This window comes from Pseudomonas sp. PVC-5-1, assembly GCF_057444345.1.
Genome location: NZ_CM172024.1, coordinates 4,213,971 through 4,236,741, shown reverse-complemented (window position 1 = coordinate 4,236,741; position 22,771 = coordinate 4,213,971). Strand labels below are relative to the sequence as shown.

The 22,771-nt window shown below is 63.6% G+C and carries 16 protein-coding genes; 8 read left to right on the top strand and 8 right to left on the bottom strand.

The features are described 5' to 3' along the window. The first annotated feature begins 10 nt into the window (after positions 1 to 10). The gene (gene fadD1, locus AC2T3R_RS19445) at positions 11 to 1,708 is read left to right on the top strand and encodes a long-chain-fatty-acid--CoA ligase FadD1 (RefSeq protein ID WP_486744131.1); all 1,698 of its coding nucleotides are present in this window, start codon (positions 11 to 13) and stop codon (positions 1,706 to 1,708) included. A gap of 103 nt (positions 1,709 to 1,811) precedes the next feature. Here the strand turns inward: fadD1 and AC2T3R_RS19440 are convergent, their stop codons facing one another. After that, positions 1,812 to 3,119 carry an NAD(P)/FAD-dependent oxidoreductase gene (locus AC2T3R_RS19440; protein ID WP_486744130.1) on the bottom strand — a complete coding sequence of 436 codons (1,308 nt, stop codon included), beginning with the start codon at positions 3,117 to 3,119 and terminating at the stop codon, positions 1,812 to 1,814. Between the two features lie 23 nt (positions 3,120 to 3,142). Next, positions 3,143 to 4,507, bottom strand: coding sequence for a glutamine synthetase family protein (locus tag AC2T3R_RS19435; RefSeq protein WP_410953344.1), 1,365 nt, complete (start codon positions 4,505 to 4,507; stop codon positions 3,143 to 3,145). A gap of 570 nt (positions 4,508 to 5,077) precedes the next feature. Here AC2T3R_RS19435 and hrpA point away from each other — a divergent pair. Together hrpA and AC2T3R_RS19425 are read left to right on the top strand one after the other, a co-directional pair. After that, positions 5,078 to 8,983, top strand: coding sequence for an ATP-dependent RNA helicase HrpA (gene hrpA, locus AC2T3R_RS19430; RefSeq protein ID WP_047933722.1), 3,906 nt, complete (start codon positions 5,078 to 5,080; stop codon positions 8,981 to 8,983). Between the two features lie 238 nt (positions 8,984 to 9,221). Further along, entirely contained in the window at positions 9,222 to 10,343 is a 1,122-nt protein-coding gene (locus AC2T3R_RS19425; RefSeq protein WP_123083774.1) for a beta-ketoacyl-ACP synthase III, read from the top strand. 199 nt (positions 10,344 to 10,542) lie between these two features. Here the strand turns inward: AC2T3R_RS19425 and AC2T3R_RS19420 are convergent, their stop codons facing one another. Beyond that, positions 10,543 to 11,787 carry a putative porin gene (locus AC2T3R_RS19420; protein WP_015271304.1) on the bottom strand — a complete coding sequence of 415 codons (1,245 nt, stop codon included), beginning with the start codon at positions 11,785 to 11,787 and terminating at the stop codon, positions 10,543 to 10,545. A 262-nt stretch (positions 11,788 to 12,049) separates the two neighbouring features. Here AC2T3R_RS19420 and AC2T3R_RS19415 point away from each other — a divergent pair, with 262 nt between their 5' ends. Next, positions 12,050 to 13,177: a GNAT family N-acetyltransferase gene (locus tag AC2T3R_RS19415; RefSeq protein ID WP_410953343.1), complete on the top strand. Its 1,128-nt coding sequence runs from the start codon at positions 12,050 to 12,052 to the stop codon at positions 13,175 to 13,177. 126 nt (positions 13,178 to 13,303) lie between these two features. On the opposite strand, the gene AC2T3R_RS19410 is transcribed toward AC2T3R_RS19415, so the two are convergent. From AC2T3R_RS19410 to AC2T3R_RS19395, 4 genes are all read right to left on the bottom strand, one after another. Then, the gene (locus tag AC2T3R_RS19410; protein WP_486744129.1) at positions 13,304 to 15,136 is read right to left on the bottom strand and encodes an ABC transporter ATP-binding protein; all 1,833 of its coding nucleotides are present in this window, start codon (positions 15,134 to 15,136) and stop codon (positions 13,304 to 13,306) included. A gap of 63 nt (positions 15,137 to 15,199) precedes the next feature. After that, on the bottom strand, positions 15,200 to 15,757 hold the full coding sequence (locus AC2T3R_RS19405; protein WP_486744128.1) for a peptidylprolyl isomerase: 558 nt from the start codon (positions 15,755 to 15,757) through the stop codon (positions 15,200 to 15,202). After that, positions 15,751 to 16,563, bottom strand: coding sequence for an alpha/beta fold hydrolase (locus tag AC2T3R_RS19400; protein WP_013973707.1), 813 nt, complete (start codon positions 16,561 to 16,563; stop codon positions 15,751 to 15,753). Before AC2T3R_RS19400 ends, AC2T3R_RS19405 begins: the two co-directional genes overlap by 7 nt. Positions 16,564 to 16,576: 13 nt before the next feature. Next, complete coding sequence (locus AC2T3R_RS19395) at positions 16,577 to 17,500, bottom strand: LysR family transcriptional regulator (RefSeq protein WP_486744126.1); 924 nt, start codon at positions 17,498 to 17,500, stop codon at positions 16,577 to 16,579. 48 nt (positions 17,501 to 17,548) lie between these two features. On the opposite strand from AC2T3R_RS19395, the gene AC2T3R_RS19390 reads away from it, so the two are divergent. The 4 genes from AC2T3R_RS19390 (at position 17,549) to AC2T3R_RS19375 (ending at position 21,229) form a co-directional block, all read left to right on the top strand. Then, positions 17,549 to 17,863 carry a hypothetical protein gene (locus tag AC2T3R_RS19390; protein WP_012051530.1) on the top strand — a complete coding sequence of 105 codons (315 nt, stop codon included), beginning with the start codon at positions 17,549 to 17,551 and terminating at the stop codon, positions 17,861 to 17,863. Positions 17,864 to 17,973: 110 nt separating this feature from the next. Next, the gene (locus AC2T3R_RS19385) at positions 17,974 to 18,573 is read left to right on the top strand and encodes an FMN-dependent NADH-azoreductase (protein ID WP_013973705.1); all 600 of its coding nucleotides are present in this window, start codon (positions 17,974 to 17,976) and stop codon (positions 18,571 to 18,573) included. A 325-nt stretch (positions 18,574 to 18,898) separates the two neighbouring features. After that, on the top strand, positions 18,899 to 19,780 hold the full coding sequence (locus AC2T3R_RS19380; protein WP_015271300.1) for a carboxylate/amino acid/amine transporter: 882 nt from the start codon (positions 18,899 to 18,901) through the stop codon (positions 19,778 to 19,780). A 72-nt stretch (positions 19,781 to 19,852) separates the two neighbouring features. Continuing rightward, the gene (locus tag AC2T3R_RS19375) at positions 19,853 to 21,229 is read left to right on the top strand and encodes a purine-cytosine permease family protein (protein WP_486744125.1); all 1,377 of its coding nucleotides are present in this window, start codon (positions 19,853 to 19,855) and stop codon (positions 21,227 to 21,229) included. A gap of 144 nt (positions 21,230 to 21,373) precedes the next feature. On the opposite strand, the gene AC2T3R_RS19370 is transcribed toward AC2T3R_RS19375, so the two are convergent. After that, positions 21,374 to 22,675, bottom strand: coding sequence for a mechanosensitive ion channel family protein (locus AC2T3R_RS19370; RefSeq protein ID WP_486744123.1), 1,302 nt, complete (start codon positions 22,673 to 22,675; stop codon positions 21,374 to 21,376). Positions 22,676 to 22,771: the final 96 nt, after the last annotated feature.

The following is a 22,771-nucleotide window of genomic DNA, read 5'->3' as shown; positions in this document are numbered from 1 at the left end:
GTGGGCTTCCATGATCGAAAATTTTTGGAAGGATAAGTACCCAGCCGGGATTACGGCGGAAATCAATCCTGACGAATTCCCCAATATCCAGGCGGTACTCAAGCAATCCTGCCAACGCTTTGCCGACAAACCGGCCTTTAGCAACCTGGGCAAGACTATCACTTATGGCGAGCTGTATGCGCTGTCGGGAGCGTTTGCCGCCTGGTTGCAGCAGCATACCGACCTCAAGCCGGGTGACCGCATTGCCGTGCAGCTGCCCAACGTACTGCAATACCCGGTGGCGGTATTCGGTGCCATGCGTGCCGGGCTGATCGTGGTCAACACCAACCCGCTGTACACCGCACGGGAAATGGAACACCAGTTCAACGACTCCGGCGCCAAGGCCTTGGTGTGCCTGGCCAACATGGCCCACCTGGCCGAGAAGGTAGTGCCCAAGACCCAGGTCAGGCACGTCATCGTCACCGAAGTGGCCGACCTGCTGCCGCCGCTCAAGCGCCTGCTGATCAACAGCGTGATCAAGTACGTGAAGAAGATGGTGCCGGCCTACAACCTGCCGCGTTCCGTACGCTTCAACGACGCTCTGGCGCAGGGCAAGGGCCAGCCGGTGACCGAGGCCAACCCGCAGGCCAACGACGTGGCGGTGCTGCAGTACACCGGTGGTACCACCGGCGTGGCCAAGGGCGCGATGCTTACCCATCGCAACCTGGTGGCCAACATGCTGCAGTGCCGGGCGCTGATGGGCTCCAACCTGCACGAAGGCTGCGAAATCCTCATCACCCCGCTGCCGCTGTACCACATCTACGCCTTTACCTTCCATTGCATGGCAATGATGCTGATCGGCAACCACAACGTGCTGATCAGCAACCCGCGTGACCTGCCAGCCATGGTCAAGGAACTGGGCAAGTGGAAGTTCAGCGGCTTCGTCGGCCTCAACACCCTGTTCGTTGCCTTGTGCAACAACGAGGCGTTCCGTGCCCTGGACTTCTCGGCGCTGAAGATCACCCTTTCTGGTGGCATGGCCCTGCAACTGAGCGTGGCCGAGCGCTGGAAGGCCGTGACCGGCTGCGCCATCTGCGAAGGCTATGGCATGACCGAGACCAGCCCGGTGGCTGCGGTGAACCCGGCTGAGGCCAACCAGGTCGGCACCATCGGTATTCCGGTGCCGTCCACCCTGTGCAAGGTCATCGACGACAACGGCAACGAGCTGCCGCTGGGCGAGGTGGGCGAGTTGTGCGTCAAGGGCCCGCAGGTGATGAAGGGCTACTGGCAGCGTGAGGAGGCCACTGCCGAGATCCTCGACAGCGATGGCTGGCTGAAGACCGGCGACATCGCCGTGATCCAGCCGGATGGTTACATGCGCATCGTCGACCGCAAGAAGGACATGATCCTGGTCTCGGGCTTCAACGTTTACCCCAACGAGCTGGAAGATGTGCTGGCGGCCCTGCCGGGCGTGCTGCAGTGCGCGGCCATCGGCGTGCCGGACGAGAAGTCCGGTGAAGTGATCAAGGTGTTCATCGTGGTCAAGCCGGGCATGACCCTGACCAAGGAACAGGTGATGGAGCACATGCGCGCCAACGTCACCGGCTACAAGGTCCCGCGCCAGATCGAGTTCCGCGACGCGCTGCCGACCACCAACGTGGGCAAGATCCTGCGTCGCGAACTGCGCGATGAAGAGCTGAAGAAACAAGGCTTGAAGAAGATCGCCTGATCGACCTCACTGGCTTCTTCGCGGGCACGCCCGCTCCCACAGGTATAGCGCCGAGCCAGAAGGCTGCGCTGTCCTTGTGGGAGCGGGCGTGCCCGCGAATGCTTCAGCGCAGTTTCTCCAGCATCTGGTAGTACCACATCCCCGCCGCCAGCAGCGGATTGCCCAGCAAATCCCCCATCGGCACCCGCACATGCTTGCACTGGGCGAAGGTGTCGAATTTCTCCAGCGTCCCGGTCAACGCCTCGGCCATGATCTCGCCCATGATGTGGCTGGTGGCAATGCCGTGCCCCGAATAACCCTGGCAATACCAAACGTTGTCCGACAGCTTGCCCAGCTGCGGGATGCGGTTGACCACGATGCCCATGGCGCAGCTCCACTGGAACTCGATCGGCACGCCTTTCAACGCCGGGAAGGTGCGCTCGATGCACGGGCGCAGTTCGCCTTCGATATCCCGTGAATCACGGCCGGAATAGTTGGCGCCACCGCCGAACAGCAGGCGCTTGTCGGCGGTCAGGCGGTAGTAATCGAGCACGAAGCGGCAGTCGTATACCGCCAGGTCCTGCGGGTTGATCTGTTCGGCCAGATCCCCCAGCGGTGCGGTGGTGACGATGCCGCCCATGGCCGGGAAGATCTTGCCCTTGAGCTGGCGCTTTTCCAGTTTGTGGTACACATCGCCGGCCAGCATCACCTGGCGCGCCTCGACCCGCCCGTGGGCAGTGACCACCGCCGGGCGCGGGCCGTGGACGATGTCCAGCACTTCGGAGTTTTCGAAAATCAGCGCCCCCAGGCCATGGGCAGCACGGGCCTCGCCCAGGCACAGGTTGAGCGGGTGCAGGTGCAGGTTGCGCAGGTTTTTCAGCGCGCCCAGGTACAGCGGGCTTTGCAGGTGCTCGGCCATGCCATCGCGGTCCAGCAGTTGTACCTGCTCGCCCATGCCGCGCCGCCGGGCCTCGGCTTCGAATGCGCGCAGCTCGTCCATGTGCGAGGGCTTCATGGCCGCGTGCAGGTGGCCGCGCTTGAGGTCGCAGTCGATGTTGTAGCGTGCCACGCGCTGCTCGATCACCTGGTGGCCGCGCCAACGCAAGTGCCAGATGAAGTCATCGACCTCGGCACCCAGGCGGTTGCGCATCTGCGAGCGCATGGCTTCGTCGCCCGACAGGCTGCCGGTGACCTGGCCGCCGTTGCGCCCGCTGGCACCCCAGCCGATGCGGTTGGTTTCGACGATGGCCACCTTTAGGCCACGCTCGGCCAGCTCCACCGCCGTGGCCACGCCGGTGAAGCCGCCGCCGATGATCGCCACATCCACCTGTACCGTGCCCTTGAGCTGCGGGTACTCGGTGTGGTCGTTGAGGGTGGCGCTGTAGTAGGACGGCGCGCGTTGCGCCGGCCCTTTGTTCAATGCTGCATTCATGGGTGTTCCTTGTTATCCGGGGATCAGGCCTGGTGCAGGTACCAGCGCCAGTCCTGCTCACTGACTTCGGCCATGAACTGGCGGTACTCGGCGCGCTTGACCTTCAGGTATACGCCAAGGAAGTCCTCGCCCAGTGCTTCGCGAGCCCAGCTCGAATGCTGCAGGGCGTCGAGGGCAGTCAGCCAGTCGGTGGGCAGGTGTTCGGTGGCCTGGGCATAGCCATTGCCTTCCACCGGTGCCCCCGGGTCCAGCTGTTGGCGAATGCCCCAGTGGCTGGCGGCAAGGATCGCCGCAGCGGCCAGGTAGGGGTTGGCATCGGCGCCGCAGATGCGGTGCTCCACGTGCCGGCTGTTGGCCGGACCGCCCGGTATGCGCAGGCTCACGGTGCGGTTGTCGACGCCCCAGGTTGGCGCCAGCGGGGCATAGCTGTTGGCCTGGAAGCGGCGGAACGAGTTGGCGTTGGGGCAGAACAGCAGCAGCGAGTCGCGCAGGTGTCGCAGCATGCCTGCCACGGCCTGGCGCAGCAGCGGGGTACCGGCTTTGTCTTCACTGGCGAACAGGTTGTTGCCGGCGCTGTCGGCCAGGCTCAGGTGCATGTGCATGCCGGTGCCGGCCAGTTGCGCGAACGGCTTGGCCATGAAGCAGGCCTGCATGCCATGGGCATGGGCAATGCCTTTGACCAGGCGCTTGTAGCGCACGGCCTGGTCCATCGCCTGCAGAGCGTCGCCGTGCTCGAGGGTGATTTCCACCTGGCCGGGGGCGTATTCCGAAATCGCCGTGCGCGCCGGGATGCCCTGGGCCTTGCAGGCGGCGTAGAGGTCGGCAAGGAACGGCTCGATCTGCTCCAGTTCGCGCAGGCCATACACCTGGGTGGTGCGTGGGCGGCCGCCGTCATTGTCCAGTGCCGGTTGCGGGCGGCCCTGGGCATCAGGTTGCTGGTCCAGCAGGTAGAACTCCAGCTCGCAGGCCATCACCGGGTGGTAGCCGTCGGCCTGCAACGCCTCGATGGTACGCAGCAGCACATGGCGCGGGTCGGCGATGCTGGCCGGCAGGCCCTCGTTCGGGTGCATGCTCACCTGCACCGCGGCGGTCGGCACCCGGCGCCAGGGCAGGCGCACCAGGCTGCCTTCAAGCGGGTAGGCGCGGCAGTCGATATCGCCCACGTCCCACACCAGGCCGGAGTTTTCCACGTCGTCGCCGTTCAGGGTCAGGCCGAGAATGGTGCTGGGCAGCGGCCGGCCGGTCTGGTACACGGCCAGCAGTTCGTCGCGGTGCAGCAGCTTGCCGCGCGGCACGCCATTGGCGTCGAGGATGAACAGTTCGAACAGTTCGATATCGGGGTTGTCGGCCAGAAAACGGCTGGCCTGCTCTACAGGTGCAAAGTGCATGATGGATTCGCTCACGGGGCGCACAGGCCGCCGCGCATGCAGGCGGCCCGGCTGAGTCAAACGGCCAGACGACGGCCGGGTTTGGTCACAAAGGCGTGAGCGAGAAATCCGGTGGGCGTGCGTGACGGCAGTGCCACAGGGCCCAGAAGGCGAGGATGATGTGGACCAGCGGATTCTCACCGGCACGGCGCCGGGCCTTCGCTTGCGAAGGGCGGGACGACGGTGGGGCGATAGGCTGGACGGGAGTCATGCCTTTGATACTCACATGCGGCTTAAGGTTGATTAAAGCAGTGAATGGCAACCTTTACATAAGCCCTTGCTAAACTTTCAGCCGCCGTGCGATCCCTGTAGGAGCGGCCTTGTGTCGCGATGGGCTGCGGCAGCAGCCCCGGCAATTTGTGCTGGAGCGAAGAGCCTGGGGCTGCTGCCGCAGCCCATCGCGACACAAGGCCGCTCCTACAGGGGCAGCGCCAGCCTGGACAGCAAAACAGGCCCAAATCTGCGACAATCGCGCATCCTTCGAATGCCGATCATGAAAAAGCAGGCCCACCTGCATCACTAAAAAGCCCCATGACTGACCACGCCATCGACAAACTGCTGCAAAACCTCGACCACGCCATGATCGCCGACCGCCATCGCCTGCGCCGGCAATTGCACGAACTGCGCAAGCGCCCCGACGAGGCGAAGCTGGCGCAGTGGGTGGAAAAGGTCCAGGCGTCCTGCGCCCAGGTCACCGCGCGCCAGCAGAGCGTGCCGACCGTGCGCTACGACGACAGCCTGCCAATCGCTGCCAAGCGTGACGAAATCAAGAAGGCCCTGGCCGAGCACCAGGTGCTGGTTATCGCCGGCGAAACCGGCTCGGGCAAGACCACCCAGTTGCCGAAGATCTGTCTCGAACTGGGCCGTGGCAGCCATGGCCTGATCGCCCACACCCAGCCACGCCGGATCGCCGCCCGCAGCGTTGCCGCGCGGGTCGCCGAAGAGCTGGGCACGCCGCTGGGCGGGCTGGTCGGCTACCAGGTGCGTTTCGAAGACCAGAGCGACGCCAACACCCTGGTCAAGCTGATGACCGACGGCATTCTGCTGGCCGAAACCCAGCACGACCGTTTCCTCGAGCGCTACGACACGATCATCGTCGACGAGGCCCACGAGCGCAGCCTGAACATCGACTTCCTGCTCGGCTACCTGAAGACCCTGCTGCACCGCCGCCCGGACCTGAAGCTGATCATCACCTCGGCGACCATCGACCTGGAGCGCTTCTCCAAACACTTCGACGGCGCGCCGATCATCGAGGTGTCCGGGCGTACCTTCCCGGTGGAAACCTGGTACCGCCCGCTGACCAGCGAGCAGGACGAGGAGGGCAACCAGATCGAGGACGACCTCACCGTCGACCAGGCCATCCTCGCCACGCTGGATGAGTTGGCGCACCACGAGCGGAGTGAGGGCAAGGGCCCCGGCGATGTGCTGATCTTCCTGCCGGGCGAGCGCGAGATCCGTGATGCCGCCGAGATCTTGCGCAAGGCGCAACTGCGCCACACCGAGATCCTGCCGTTGTACGCGCGCCTGTCGCCGGCCGAGCAGCAGCGCATCTTCCAGCCACACACCGGGCGCCGTGTGGTGCTGGCCACCAACGTTGCGGAAACCTCGCTGACCGTGCCGGGCATCCGCTACGTGATCGACACCGGTACCGCGCGCATCAGCCGCTACAGCTACCGCGCCAAGGTGCAGCGCCTGCCCATCGAGGCCGTGTCGCAGGCCAGTGCCAACCAGCGCAAAGGGCGCTGTGGCCGGGTCGAGCCGGGTATCTGCGTGCGCCTGTACAGCGAAGAGGATTTCAACAGCCGGCCGGCGTTCACCGACCCGGAGATCCTGCGCACCAACCTGGCGGCAGTGATCCTGCAGATGCTGCACCTGCGCCTGGGCGCAATCGACGCCTTCCCGTTCATCGAGCCGCCGGATGGCAAGGCCATCAGCGATGGTTTCAACCTGCTGCAGGAGCTGTCGGCGGTCAACCGCGAAAACCAGCTGACCCCGATCGGTCGCCAACTGGCGCGCCTGCCGATCGACCCGCGGCTGGGGCGCATGCTGCTCGAAGGCGCCCGCCTGGGCAGCCTGCAGGAAGTGCTGATCGTCACCAGTGCGCTGTCGGTGCAAGACCCGCGCGAACGCCCGCCGGAGCGCCAGCAGGCCGCCGACCAGGCGCACGCGCAATGGAAGGACGTGGATTCCGACTTCGCCGCGCTGGTCAACCTGTGGCGTGGCTTCGAGGAACAGCGCCAGGCGTTGACCGCCAACCCGCTGCGCAACTGGTGCCGCAAGAACTTCCTGAACTACCTGCGCCTGCGCGAATGGCGCGATGCCCATCGCCAGCTGGCACTGATCTGCCGTGACCTGCAGCTGACAGTGAACAAGGACCCGTCCGACTACCCGAAAATGCACAAGGCCATTCTCAGTGGCCTGCTCAGCCAGATCGGCCAGAAGACCGAAGAGGGCGACTACCAGGGCGCCCGCCAGCGGCGCTTCTGGGTGCACCCGTCGTCGGGCCTGGGGCGCAAGCGCCCGCAGTGGGTGATGGCGGCCGAACTGGTCGAAACCACCAAGCTGTACGCACGCATGGTGGCCAGGATCGAGCCGGACTGGATCGAGCCGTTGGCCGGCCACCTGGTCAAGAAGAACCACTTCGAACCGCATTGGGAGAAGAAGCGCGGGCAGGTGGTGGCCTACGAGCAGATCACTCTGTACGGCCTGATCCTGGTCGGCCGTCGGCCGGTGCATTTCGGCCCGATCGACCCGGTCACCTCGCGCGAACTGTTCATCCGCGAAGGCCTGGTGGGTGGCGAAATCCAGTCGCGGGCCAAGTGCCTGGCGGCCAACAAGCGCCTGCTGGAAGAGCTCGACGAGCTGGAGGCCAAGGCCCGCCGCCGTGACATCCTGGCCGACGAAGAGACGCTGTACGCCTTCTACGAAGCGCGTCTGCCGGCGGAAATCCACCAGACGGCGACCTTCGACAGTTGGTACCGCATGGGTAGCCAGAAGGACGCCAACCTGCTGATCATGCGCGAGGAAGACGTGCTGGCCCGCGAGGCCAGCGAAGTCACCGCCGCGCAGTACCCCGACAGCCTGCAGGTGGGCGAGCTGCGCCTGCCGCTGAGTTACCACTTCGAGCCCGGGCACCCCCGCGATGGCGTGACCGTGCGGGTACCGGCGCCGCTGCTGCCGAGCTTGCCGGGCGAGCGCCTGGAATGGCTTGTGCCCGGCCTGCTGGAAGCCAAGTGCGTGGCGCTGGTGCGCAACCTGCCCAAGGCGCTGCGCAAGAACTTTGTGCCGGTGCCGGACTTCGTCAAGGCCTCGCTGGCGCGCATGACCTTCGGCCAGGGCGCATTGCCGCAGGCCCTGGGCCAGGAACTGCTGCGCATGACCGGCGCCCGTGTGCCCGACGAGGCATGGGACGAGTCGGTCAACCTGGTCGAAGGCCACCTGCGCATGAACATCGAGGTGGTCGATGGCCAGGGCAAGTTTCTGGGTGAAGGCCGCGACCTGGCCGAGCTGACCGCACGCTTTGCTGCAGCCAGTCAGGCAGCGTTGGCCGTGCCGCGTGACGCCAAGAGCGAGCAGCCGGTACAGGCCAAGGCTTTCAGCGAGGTTAAGCAGACCGCGCAGCAGAAGATTGCCGGCCTGTCGATGACCGTGTACCCGGCGTTGGTGGAAGAGGGCGGCACCGTGCGCGAAGGGCGTTTCTCGACCCAGGCCGAAGCCGAATTCCAGCACCGCCGCGCCTTGCAGCGCCTGTTGCTGCAGCAGTTGGCCGAGCCGGCCAAGTACCTGCGCGGCAAGCTGCCGGGGCTGACCGAGCTGGGCCTGCTGTACCGTGAAATGGGCCGGGTCGAGGCGCTGGTCGAGGACATTCTGCTGGCCAGCCTGGACAGCTGCATCCTTGAAGGCGAACAGCCGCTGCCACGTGATGGTGCGGCCCTGGCTGGCCTGGCCGAGCGCAAGCGCGGCAGCTGGGCCGAGCATGCCGAGCGCCTGGCACGGCAGACCCTGGAAGTGCTGAAGCTGTGGCATGGGCTGCAGAAGCGCTTCAAGGGCAAGATCGACCTGAGCCAGGCAGTGGCGCTTAACGACATCAAGCAACAGCTCGGCAACCTGGTGTACCCAGGCTTCGTGCGTGAAACCCCCGGGGCCTGGTTCAAGGAGCTGCCGCGTTACCTCAAGGCGGTGGAACTGCGCCTGGAGAAGCTGGGTTCGCAGGTGCAGAAGGACCGGGTGTGGAGCGGTGAGCTGGCCAACCTGTGGGCGCAGTACAAGGCACGTGCCGACAAGCATGCCCAGGAAGGCAAGCGTGATGAGCAACTGACGGTGTACCGCTGGTGGCTGGAGGAATATCGGGTTTCGCTGTTTGCCCAGCAATTGGGGACCAAGGTGCCGATTTCCGACAAGCGATTGAGCAAGCAATGGAGCCAGGTGGAAGGCTAAACTTCCACAGTTGTGGCAATATTGATGCAATTTGGGGCCGCCTGGTGGCCCCTTCGCGGGTAAACCCGCTCCCACAGGTAAAGCGGTATCCTCGGGAGCGGCGCAACCCCTGTGGGAGCGGGCGTGCCCGCGAACGAGGGCGCAGCCCTCGCCTTTAAATTGGCACTAAAGTGCCATTAACCTGTCATGTTTCCCAGCCAGCGCCCCGTGGCGATGGCCTTTGACCAGAGGAACGACCGTGCATAACGTCGTGATCAGCGGCACCGGCCTGTACACCCCGGCCCAGAGCATTTCCAACGAAGAACTGGTGGCGTCCTTCAACACCTGGTCGCAGCAGTTCAACCAGGACAACGCCGCCGCCATCGAGCGCGGTGAAGTCGAGGCGGCGCCGCTGTCCGATGCGGCGTTCATCGAAAAGGCCTCGGGCATCAAGAGCCGCTTCGTCATGGACAAGGCCGGCATTCTCGACCCGCAGCGCATGAAACCGCGTCTGCCCGAGCGCTCCAACGACGAACCTTCGGTGCTCTGCGAAATGGCCGTGGCCGCCGCCCGCCAGGCCCTGGAGCGCGCCGGTCGCACGGCGGCCGATGTCGACGGGGTGATCGTCGCCTGCTCCAACCTGCAGCGCCCGTACCCGGCCATTGCCATCGAAGTGCAGCAGGCGCTGGGCATCCAGGGCTTTGCCTTCGACATGAACGTGGCCTGCTCGTCGGCCACTTTCGGCATCCAGACCGCCGCCAACAGCGTGGCCCTGGGCCAGGCGCGCGCGGTGCTGATGGTCAACCCGGAGGTGTGCACCGGCCACCTGAACTTCCGTGACCGCGACAGCCACTTCATCTTTGGTGATGCTGCCACTGCGGTGCTGCTCGAGCGTGCCGACAAGGCCACCTCGGCGCACCAGTTCGACATCGTCAGCAGCAAGCTGTGGACCGAGTTTTCCAACAACATCCGTAACAACTTCGGCTTCCTCAACCGCGCGGCGGAAGAGGGCGAGGGCGCGGCGGACAAGCTGTTCATCCAGGAAGGCCGCAAGGTGTTCCGCGAGGTGTGCCCGAAGGTGGCCGAGCTGATCGGTGAGCACCTGCAGGAAAACGGGCTGCAACCAAGCGATGTGAAACGCTTCTGGCTGCACCAGGCCAACCTCAGCATGAACCAGCTGATCGTCAAGAAGCTGCTGGGGCGTGAAGTGGCCGAAGAGGATGCACCGGTGATTCTCGATCGCTATGCCAACACCAGTTCGGCGGGGTCGGTGATTGCCTTCCACCTGTACCAGGACGACCTGGCCAAGGGCTCGCTGGGCGTGTTGAGCTCGTTTGGTGCGGGGTATTCGATTGGTAGCGTGATCCTGCGCAAGCGCTGATGTATCTGGCGCCTGTACGGCCTCTTCGCGGGCTTGCCCGCTCCCACAGGTACTGCACAGTTTTCAAGAGCTGTGGTGATTCTGTGGGAGCGGGCGAGCCCGCGAAGAGGCCGGCGCATTTCTGCCAGGCAAAAAAAAGCGGGAAACGCCGGATGGGGTCGGCATTTCCCGCTTCAGGTGAAGCAGTGCAGGGTTTCGCTTAGAACTTGGCTTCCAGGTCTACCTGCAGGGTATCTACATCGGCATCGCTGTTGGGCAACTGCGACAGGTCGGTCTTGGCCATCAGGTAGGCAGCGCCCAGGGAGAAGTTCTTGTCGATTTCATATCCGACCTTGAACTTGTGCCCGCGCGAACCGGTAAAGCCGTTGCCGAAGTCAGAGTCGGTGAACAGGCTGACCACGGCGTTACGCTGCACGTCGCGGTAGTTGTAGTCCAGGCTCCAGGCGCCGACCTTGGTTTTCAGGCCCGCCAACCAGGCCTGGTCTTCGCCATCGGTGCTTTCGGTGTTTTTCACATACTGACCGTAAGCAGAGAGCGGGATGGCAAAGCCGGTGAAGTCCAGCTGGCCGAAGCCTTCCACGAGGTTGAACTCGTTGGTGGTGTTGCCGAACGACTGCAGGATGGTGGCTTCCTTGTCGTTGTCGTAGCCATAGATACTGGCACCTACGGTCAGCTTGAGCACGTCTGCCGGGGCGAATTTGGCGCCCAACTGGCCGTGATAGACCTGTGCGTCATGCTTGTATTGCACGCCGTCGCCATCGACGTTGTCCTTGAGGGTGTACTGACCGGCGCTGGCGAACACTTCGGCCCCGCCCAGGTCGGTCTTGTAGGTGGCTGCCACGCCTTCCGGGTTGATGTCGCTGTCCCAGATGATGTCGCCCATGCTCACCCATGGCTGCGCCATCTTGCCGCCAATCAGGTGCAGGTTGGGAACTGCAGTCGGGTGCCAGTCGAGGTAGGCCTGGTCGACCCACAGCGACTTCTTGTCGAAGTAGTTGTCGAAGCTCTGGTTGGTCGAACGGCGGTCGGCACTGCTGCCGGTGGCGATACGGATGCCCGCGTCGACCTGCGGGTTGATTTCGCTGTAGAAGCCGACACGGGCACGCACGCGCTGGCGGTCCTGGTTACCGCTGCTGCTGTTCGGGTCGTCGACGTTGACGTCTTCGTAACGCAGGCGCACATCACCCTTGACCTGGGTCTTGGCGGCCCATGCCACTTTCTGTTCAAAGGAGCTCATCCGTTCGGACTGAGCTTTCTGAGCGGCCTTTTCCTTGGTTTCTTGAGCCAGGTCCGCCTGCAGTTCGTTGTACTGCGCCTGGTTGATCGAGCCATTGGCGCGGAGCATTTCGAGCAGCTTGGCGTCGACAGCTGCACTGGCCGGAGTACTCAGAGCCAGCATCATGCCGGTGAGGCTCACTCCGGTAAGTGTAGAAACAAGACGCATAAGGTTCTCCCTGTTGAATAAGATGGGGAGGCTCAAGCGCCCGCCCCTGTGTTGGCATGTCTTCGGAAAGGGCCTGAATAGACAGGTTCTGGGGTTCCGGAAAACAGGCGCAAGTATTGCGGGGGCGAATGACAGATTAATGTCGAATTGGTGGCACTGCGGTTAAGTAATTGAGAATAAAAGGATCTGTCCCGGCTATCGTGATTTGAGTGGCGGGCCTTCCTTGGGGATACTGGGTACCTTGAAACAGCGAGCCGAAACCGTGACCAGCCTGTACAGCCTTGCTCATTTGCGTGATCTTCCGGCGGCCACCTGGGATGCCCTGGTGCCCGCTGGCCAACCGTTTCTACGCCATGCGTTTCTCAGCGCCATGGAGGACAGCGGCAGCGTCGCGCGCAACACCGGCTGGGCCGCCGAGCACCTGGTGCTGGAACGTGACGGGCGGGTACGGGCGCTGCTGCCGGCGTACCGCAAATGGCACTCGTTTGGCGAGTACGTGTTCGACCATGGCTGGGCCGATGCCTGTGAGCGGGCCGGCATTGCCTACTACCCCAAGCTGCTCGGTGCCGTGCCGTTCAGCCCGGTCAGCGGCCCGCGCCTGCTCGCCGCCGACCCAGCCGATGGCCTGCTGGTGCTGCAGGCTTTGCCGGAGTACCTGGCCAAGGGCGGGCTGTCTGGCGCGCACATCAATTTCACCGAGCCGGCGCTGGACGAGCAACTGGCAGGCCAGCCTGGCTGGATGGAGCGCCTGGGCTGCCAGTTTCATTGGCGCAACCACGGCTACCGTGACTTCCAGGATTTTCTCGACAGCCTGAGTTCGCGCAAGCGCAAGCAGATGCGCAAGGAGCGTGAACAGGTGGCCGGGCACGGGATTGAATTCCGCTGGTACCGTGGGGGTGAACTGGATGAGGCGCAGTGGGATTTCGTCTACCGCTGTTACGCCAATACCTACGCGGTGCGCCGCCGTGCGCCCTACCTGACACGCGAGTTCTTCAGCCTGCTTGCCGAGCGCATGCCCGAAGCGTTGCGCGTGGTGATGGCGCGGCAGGGTGGCCGTGATGTGGCCATGGCCCTGAGCCTGGTGGGGGGCGACAGCCTGTTTGGCCGTTATTGGGGGTGCCTGGACGAGTTCGACCGGCTGCATTTCGAAACCTGTTTCTACCAGGGCATGGACTTTGCCATTGCCGAAGGGCTGCAGCGTTTCGATGCCGGGGCACAGGGGGAGCACAAGCTGATTCGAGGGTTCGAGCCGGTGCTGACGCGGTCGTGGCACTACCTGCTGCACCCGGGGCTGCGGCGGGCGGTGGAGGATTTTCTGGCGCAGGAACGGGAAGGGGTGCGGGCGTATGCCGAGGAGGCCAGAGGGATGTTGCCCTATCGCCGGGACTGATCCATTTATATTGGCTGTGCCGGCCTCTTCGCGGGCTTGCCCGCTCCCACAGGTACGGCACAGTTTTCAAGGTCTGTGGTGATCCTGTGGGAGCGGGCGAGCCCGCGAAGAGGCCGGCACAGGAAATCAGTCGACCCCGACAAACCCCCCGGTCTGGTGATGCCACAACCGGGCATACAAGCCTTGCTGCTCCAGCAGTTCACTGTGGCTGCCACTCTCGACAATCCGCCCCTTGTCCAGCACTACCAGCCGGTCCATCCGGGCGATGGTGGAAAGCCGGTGGGCAATCGCGATCACCGTCTTGCCCTGCATCAGCGTCTCCAGGCTTTCCTGGATTGCTGCCTCTACCTCCGAGTCCAGCGCCGAAGTGGCCTCGTCCATGATCAGGATCGGTGCATTCTTCAGCAGCACCCGGGCAATGGCGATGCGCTGGCGCTGGCCGCCCGACAGCTTGACCCCGCGCTCGCCCACATGGGCATCGAAACCGGTGCGCCCCTGAGCGTCCGACAGCTGCGGGATGAACTCGTCGGCGCGGGCCCGGCGCACCGCTTCATGAAGCGCGGCCTCGCTGGCATCGGGGCGGCCATACAGCAGGTTGTCACGGATCGAGCGGTGCAGCAGCGAGGTGTCCTGGGTGATCATGCCGATCTGCGCGCGCAGGCTGGCCTGGCTTACCTCGGCAATGTCCTGGCCGTCGATGAGAATGCGCCCGCCCTGCACGTCATACAGCCGCAGCAGCAGGTTGACCAGGGTCGACTTGCCTGCCCCCGACGGGCCGATCAGGCCGATCTTCTCGCCCGGGCGTATGTCCAGGCTGAGCCCTTCGATCACGTTGGCGGCCTTGCCGTAATGGAAGTCCACATCATCGAAACGCACCGCACCGCGGCTGACCTTGAGCGCCGGTGCGTTGGGCCGGTCGGTGACGGTGACCGGCTGGGCGATGGTCTGCAGGCCGTCCTGGACCATGCCGATGTTCTCGAAGATGCCGTTGACCACCCACATGATCCAGCCCGACATGTTGACGATGCGGATCACCAGGCCGGTGGCCAGGGCGATGGCGCCGACGGTGATCAGCGACTGGCTCCACAGCCACAGCGCCAGGCCTGTGGTGGCGACCACCAGCAAGCCATTGAGGGTGGTTATGACCACGTCCATGCTGGTGACCAAGCGCGCGGCCAGCTGGGTTTTCTCTGTCTGTTCGCGGATCGCTTCGCGCGCGTACTGCTGTTCGAAGTCGGTGTGGGCGAACAGCTTGAGGGTGGCGATGTTGGTGTAGCCGTCGACGATGCGGCCCATCAGCTTGGAGCGGGCGTCGGAGGAAATCACCGAACGCTCCTTCACCCGGGGGACGAAGTAGAACAGCGCGGCGATGTAGCCGGCGATCCATAGCAGCAGCGGCAGCATCAGGCGCCAGTCGGCCTCGGCGAACAGCACCAGCGAGGTGATGGCGTAGATCAGCACGTGCCATAGCGCATCCACCGCCTGCACCGCAGAGTCTCGCAGTGAGTTGCCGGTCTGCATGATGCGCTGGGCGATGCGCCCGGCGAAGTCGCTCTGGAAGAAGTTCAGGCTCTGCTTGAGTACATAGGTGTGGTTCTGCCAGCGGATCAGGCTGGTCATGCCGGGGTTGATGGTCTGGTGCACGAGCAGGTCGTGCAGGCCGAAGAACACCGGGCGCAGCAGCAGGATCACCACCAGCATCCAGATCAGTTCGCCGCTGTGTTCGCTGAAGAAACTGGCATTGGGCGTGCCCTGTGCCAGGTCGATGATGCGGCTGAGGTAGCTGAACATCGCCACCTCGATCAGCGAGGCAACCAGGCCCACCACCAGCAGGGCGACAAAACTCGGCCACACCTGGCGCAGGTAGTACAGGTAGAACGGCCAGACCTGGCCGGGTGGCGACTCGCTGGGCGCGTCGCGGAAGATATCGATCAACTGCTCGAAACGGCGGTACAGCATGGGTGACGACACTCCTGTTTCATCCGACCCTCAGGCGGTTTCACGTCCCTGTGAAGCCTGCGGTCAGTCGATGCGTTTGGCCGACTTGATGTAGACCGTATCGGCCGGTACATCGCGCATGCCTTTCTTGATGGTGGTCGGCGAATTGACGATCTGGTCGACCACTTCCATGCCCTTGGTCACCTTGCCGAATACGGCATAGCCACGGTCACGCCCAGGGTTGAGGAAGTCGTTGTCGGCCACGTTGATGAAGAACTGGCTGGTGGCCGAGTTCGGGTCCTGGGTACGGGCCATGGACAGCGTGCCACGGGTGTTCTGCAGGCCGTTGCCGGCTTCGTTGGTGATCGGGGCTCGGGTGTTCTTCTGCACCATCTGGTCGGTGAAGCCGCCGCCCTGGACCATGAAGCCCGGGATTACACGGTGGAAGATGGTGTTGTTGTAGAAGCCGCTGTCGACGTATTCCAGGAAGTTCTTGGTACTGATCGGTGCCTTCTCGGCATTCAGCTCGATTTCGACCTGGCCGAAGCTGGTGTCCAGCAGTACGTGCGGGGTCTTGTCGGAGGCCATGACGCTGGTGGCGAAGGCGACCGAGCAGGCGGTGAGCAGGAGTTTTTTCAGCATGGGCTCAAAGATCCTTGAGAGGTGGAAGCGGCTGCAAGGAACTGCAGCAGGGTCTGGTTGAAGACCTCGGGTTGGTCGAGGGGTGTAGCGTGCCGGGAATCGTCGATGACCACCAGCCTGGCGTGAGGCATCAGGGCGACGTAGCGTTCTTTCAGTTGTATCGGGGTGTAATCCTGGTCGGCTGCGATCACCAGGGTAGGACAGTGAACCTGGCCGATGCGTTCCTGCACGCCCCAGTCGACGATGGCGTCGAAACTCTTGAGGTAGGCGCGCTTGTCGTTGCGTGCCCAGCGCTGGGCCATCTTGTGCCGCAGTTCGGCCTGCTGCGGTTTGGGAAACAGCCGCTCGGCCAGGCCCTTGCCGACCGTTTCGACACTGAGCAGGCGCGCCAGGCCCCAGCGCTTGAGCCACCATACCCAGTCACTGCGAGTGCGGCGCTTGACCTCGGGGGCGCTATTGACGATGCACAGGCTGCGCAGCCACTGCGGGTGGTCGACAGCGAACTGGAAGGCGACCATGCCACCCATGGACAGGCCGACGATGTGCACGGGGCCGGTGTGCAGGTGTTCGAGCAGGGCCAGCAGGTCGGCACTGAAGGTGGCGATCTGGTAGCCGTCGCGTGGCTTGTCGGAGCGGCCGTGGCCGCGGATGTCCATGAGGATTACCCGGTAGTGGCGGCTGAGCACCGGCACCTGCAGCTCCCAGTCCTGGCAGCTGGAGCCCAGGCCATGCAGCAATACCAGGGGTTCGCCCTGGCCATATTCCTCGTAATGCAGTGTGCATCCTTCGTGTTCGAAATAGGCCATGGGCGCGGTCCTCTCAGGCTTGCGGGGGGGCTGCGAAGGGCACGTCCAGTGGCGCGGTGTCGAAATTGCGCAGCAGGTCGATGAGAATCTGCGTAGCCGGGCCCAAGGTCTTCTCTTTGCTCGAATAAAGGTAGAACAGTGGGTGGCGGCTGCCACCCTGATCCAGCGGCAACGGCTTGAGCACGCCTTCGCGTAGCTCGCGCTCGATCATGTGGCGGGGCAGCCAGGCAAAGCCCAGGCCACTGCTGACAAAGGTAGCGGCGGTGCTCAGGCTGCCGACGGTCCAGCGTTGCTCGGCACCCAGCCAGCCGACATCGCGCGGCTGGGCGCGGCCGGAGTCGCGGATTACCACCTGCAACTGGCTTTCCAGGTCCTGGAAGGTAAGTTCGCGGCCCAGGCGGTGCAGGCTGTGTTCGGGGTGGGCGACAGCGACGAACTCCACCGCGCTCAGTTCGGCGCCCAGGTAGCCGCCGATGCTGTAGCTGCTGATGGCCAGGTCGGCGATGCCTTCGTGCATCACTTCCTCGACGCCAGACAGCACTTCTTCACGCAGGCGCACCCGGCAGCCACGGCTCTGCGGCATGAAAGCAGCCAGGGCGCGGACCAGGCGGGCACTGGGGTAGGCGGCATCGACCACCAGGCGTACCTCGGCCTCCCAGCCCTGCTCCATGTGGTGGGCAAGGTCTTCGAGCTGGCTGGCCTGTTTGACCAGGTGGCGCGAACGGCGCAGCAGCACACTGCCGGCCTCGGTGAGCACCGCCTTGCGGCCGTCGATACGCAGCAGCGGCACGCCCAGTTGCTCCTGCATGCGGGCCACGGTGTAACTGACCGATGACTGCGAGCGGTGCAGTGCCTCGGCGGCCTGGGCAAACCCGCCGTGATCGACCACTGCCTGCAGGGTTCGCCACTGGTCAAGGGTTACGCGCGGCGCTTTCATCTTTCGCTCCTGTTGTCCTAAGCTGCGCTCTTTCAAGGAGAGCGGCCAATGAAGAAATGTTGTGCGGCAATACTGATGTGCCTGCCCCTCGGGGCCATGGCTTATCCCATCGACGTTGAGAAGGAACTGACCGGGGTAAAGCTCGACTACACCGCCTATGACACGGCCTATGACATTGGCGCCATCACCCTCAACAACTATGGGCAGGTACCGGCCGCGTGCAAGGTGACCTTTCGCAATGGCCCCGAGGCACCAAGGGTGCGCCGGGTGAACGTACCGGCCGGTAAAAGCGTCGATGTCACTGCCAAGTTCAACCGGCAGATCATCAAACTACGGATCGCGTTGAATTGCAGTGCAGAATAAACTGATAAATCGATAGATTGAACCCATTTTTTACGCTTTTTTATCGATAGGTCAACCCGTAATCTCACCTCCATCGAATCGCAACCCTTTTTGCCGATGGAGGCACCCCAATGTCCCGCGTACTGATCATCGAAAGCAGCGCCCGCCAGCAGGATTCCGTTTCCCGTCAGCTGACCCGTGATTTCATCCAGCAGTGGCAGGCCGCCCACCCGGCCGATCAGATCAGTGTGCGTGACCTGGCCGTGAACCCGGTGCCGCACCTGGACGCCAACCTGCTGGGTGGCTGGATGAAGCCCGAAGAACAGCGCAGTGCGGCGGAGCTCGACGCATTGGCCCGCTCCAACGAGCTGACCGATGAACTGCTGGCTGCCGATGTGCTGGTGATGGCCGCGCCGATGTACAACTTCACCATCCCCAGCACCCTGAAGGCCTGGCTGGACCATGTGCTGCGTGCCGGCATCACCTTCAAGTACACCCCCACCGGCCCGCAGGGCTTGCTGACCGGCAAACGCGCCATCGTCCTGACTGCCCGTGGCGGCATCCACGCCGGTGCCACCAGCGACCATCAGGAACCGTACCTGCGCCAGGTAATGGCCTTCATCGGCATTCACGATGTCGACTTCATCCATGCCGAAGGCCTGAACATGAGCGCTGACTTCCACGAGAAGGGCGTCAACCAGGCCAAGGCCAAGCTGGCGGCGGTGGCCTGAGGCTTAGCGAATTCCCAACTCTGACACCTGTTTTTGCTCCTTTGGGTGTACCTGCCCGGCCTGCATGGCCGGGCTTTTTTTCTATTTGTGCACATGCGGTCTGCTTTTGCTCTGTGTAGGAGCGGCCTTGTGTCGCGAAAGGGGTGCGAAGCGCCCCCGGGATCTCTGCACAGCAGCACATATTGCCGGGGCTGCTTTGCAGCCCTTTCGCGACACAAGGCCGCTCCTACATAGACCGCGTGCGCTGCCGTCCTTACTTTCCTCATGGTTGAACTCATTCCCCGCAACCCGCTAAGGTCGCGGCCTTGATCCACGAGAGGCAACCATGGGCTACCTGATTATCGTCGCGCTGATCCAGGCGTTTTCCTTCAGCCTGATCGGTGAGTACCTGGCCGGGCACGTCGACAGCTACTTTGCCGTGCTTGCGCGCGTGGTGCTGGCTGGCCTGGTGTTCCTGCCGCTGACCCGCTGGCGCCAGGTCGAGCCGCGCTTCATGCGCTCGATGCTGCTGATCGGCGCGCTGCAGTACGGCATCACCTACGTCTGCCTGTACCTGAGCTTTCGCGTGCTCACCGTGCCGGAGGTGCTGCTGTTCACCATTCTCACGCCGTTGCACGTGACGCTGATCGAAGACGCCATGAACCGGCGCTTCAACCCGTGGGCCCTGGTGGCAGCGCTGGTGGCGGTGGCCGGCGCGGCGGTGATCCGCTTCGATACCATCAGCGGCGAGTTCTTCATCGGCTTCCTGCTGCTGCAACTGGCCAACTTCACCTACGCCGCCGGCCAGGTGCTGTACCGCCATCTGGTTGCACGCCACCCCAGCGACCTGCCGCACTACAAGCGCTTTGGCTACTTCTACCTGGGCGCGTTGATCGTGGTATTGCCGGCCTTCCTGCTGTTTGGCAACGCCCAGCACCTGCCGACCACCGATGTGCAGTGGCTGGTGCTGCTGTTCCTGGGCCTGTGCCCGACGGCGCTGGGGCTGTACTGGTGGAACAAGGGCGCATGCATGGTTTCGGGCGGGACGCTGGCGGTGATGAACAACCTGCATGTGCCGGTAGGGTTGCTGCTCAATCTGCTGATCTGGAACCAGGACGAGCCATTGGGCAGGCTGTTCATCGGCGCGGCGGTGATCCTGGCGTCGGTGTGGATGAGCCGCCTAGGTACCCTGACGTTATCAAGCAAGCCATGGCGCAGTCAGCTATGACGCGTTCGTTACTGAACCCAAATTCCGCCGGTCCCTACCCGATAATCCGGAAAACAAAATCGGGAGACCGGCGTGAAGCTAGAAACGCGAAGTATCGAATTTGTCCCACACGCAGAGCGTTATGGCACGCCTAAACGATTGTTCACCATCTGGTTCAGCTCCAACTTCCAGATAACCGCGCTGATGGTCGGCACCCTGGGCGCTGCGTCGGGGCTAAGTCTGGGCTGGACCTTGCTGGGCCTGTTGGTCGGCAACCTGATCGGCACCGTGTTCATGGCCGCGCATTCTGCCCAGGGGCCTCACCTGGGCGTGCCACAGATGATCCAGAGCCGGGCCCAGTTCGGTGTCCATGGTGCCGCGCTCCCTCTGCTGGTGATGGTCACGGCCGCAGTCCTGTTCCTCGCCGCCAGCGGCGTGCTGATGCGCAATGCCCTGCAGGCGCTGGTGCCCATGAGCGATGACCAGGCGATCGTGGTGGTCGGCTTGCTGACCTTTGTCATCGGCTTTGTCGGCTACGAGCTGATCCACCGCCTGGGCGCGTGGATGAGCCTGTTGTCCACACTGGTTTTTGCCGGCGCCCTGGTGCTGATCCTGCTGCACCCCGGCGACATGGCAACCACGACGGCAGTGAGTACCGGCTTCTCGTTCACCGCCTTCAACCTGATCGTGGCCCAGTCGGCCTCCTGGACACTGGGGTATGGCCCCTATGTAGCCGATTACTCGCGCTACCTGCCGGCCAACGTCAACCCACGCGCCACGTTCTGGGCCACCTATTGCGGTTGTGCGCTGGGCTCCTTTGCCATGATGGCACTGGGCGCGCTGGTGGCAGTGGCATTGCCGTCGGCACTGGGGCATGACCCGGCCACAGCCATTGCCGCGTTGTTTGGCCCGTGGGCGCCGTTGGCGCTGGCAGTGATAGCGCTGGGGGTGATCCAGTACAACGTCCTGTGCCTGTACAGCGCCTACATGTCGTCGGTCACGATCTTTGGTGCCTTCAAGACCATCCGGCGCGTGACCGCGACGGCCAAGGCCTTGGTAATGGCTGGGCTGACCACAGCGGCAACGCTGATCGCCATCGCCACCCAATACAATTTCGATACGTTCTTTGCCGACATCCTGATCGGCCAGCTGTACCTGTTGATCCCATGGAGCGCCATCAACCTGGTGGATTACTACTGGGTATGCCGAGGCCACTATGATGTGGGGGCGCTGTATGACTCCAAGGGGCGTTATGGCTGCTTCAATCGTCGAAGCCTGGCGGTGTACGCCGTGTCGATCATCGGTACCATCCCGTTCATGAAGCTGTCGTTCTACACGGGCTTCGTGGCCGAGTGGCTGGGGGCGGATATCAGTTGGGCGATGGGGTTGATCCTGGCCGGTGCGCTGTACTGCATGGTCCATGGGCGCGAGAGTAACCGGCTTTCGACAACCATGAATGCGCACCCCTGACTCGGCCCTGACACGGAAAGGGGCCGCTTTGCGGCCCATCGCCGGCAAGCCAGCTCCCACAGGCAACGCGCAAAATTCGAGACGTGTGCAATACCTGTGGGAGCTGGCTTGCCGGCGATGGGCTGCGAAGCAGCCCCGGCAATATCAAGCCTCGTTCATGTCTTCCAGCCGACGCGGCACAGGCTCTTGCGATACACGCCCGCTCAACCCCACCCGCATGTCGTTGCCACTTGGCTGCTGATACAGACTCAGCCCAAACTCCGGCAACACCGCCAGCAGGTAGTCGAAGATATCCCCCTGAATCCGCTCGTACTCAGCCCACGCCGTGGTGGTGGTAAAGCAGTAGATCTCCAGCGGTACACCCTCGGCGGTGGTCTGCATTTGCCGCACCATGCAGGTCATGTTCGGGTGCACGTTGGGGTGGTTCTTCAGGTAGGCCAGGGCAAACGCCCGGAAGGTGCCGATATTGGTCAGCTTGCGGCGGTTGGCCGACAGCTCGGCCACCGGCCCCAAGGCTTCGTTCCAGCTTTGCAGTTCCTGGCGCTTGCCCGCCAGGTAATCGCGCAGAAGGCTGACCTGGCTCAGGCGCTGTTCTTCCTCGCGAGTCAGGAACCGCACGCCGGCCGCGTCGATGAACAGGCTGCGCTTGATGCGTCGGCCACCGGACTGCTGCATGCCGCGGTAGTTGCGGAACGACTCGCTCATCAGGCGCCAGGTGGGGATGGAGACAATGGTCTTGTCGAAGTTCTGCACCTTCACCGTGTGCAGGGTGATGTCCACCACATCGCCATCGGCGCCCACCTGGGGCATTTCGATCCAGTCGCCCACGTGCAGCATGTCGTTGCTGGTCAGCTGCACACTGGCGACGAACGACAGCAGGGTATCCTTGTACACCAACAGCAGCACCGCCGACATGGCACCCAGGCCCGACAGCAGCAACAGCGGCGAGCGGTCGATCAGGGTGGCGACGATGACGATGGAGGCGAAGATCCACAGCATCATCTTGGCCAGTTGCACGTAACCCTTGATCGAGCGGGTGCGGGCGTGTTCGGTGCGGGCATAGATGTCGAGCAGGGCATCCAGCAGGCACGACAGCGCCATGGTCATGAACAGCAGGGTAAAGGCCAGGGCGACATTGCCGAGGAAGTGCTGGGCGGTGTCCGACAGCTCGGGCACCAGTTTCAGGCCGAACTGCAGCACCAGTGACGGCGTGGTCTGTGCCAGGCGGTGGAACACCTTGTTGTTGCGCAGGTCGTCCAGCCACTTCAGCGCTGGCTGGCGGGCCAGCAGGCGGGCGCCATGCAGCACCAGGAAGCGTGCCAGGCGGCCGATGACCAGGGAAATGAGCAGCAGCACCGCCAGGCCAATGGCCGCGTGCAGCATCGGATGTTGGTCAAGGGTGCCCCACAGGTCGAGGGAGTCACGCCAGATTCGTTGGATATCCATGGGCTTGCGTACAGTCTTGTTGCCAAACGAAGCGCCATTAGAGCGCGGATGGCGACAAAGTTGCCAAAAGAAATTCGGCTAAGGCGGCAGAAAACG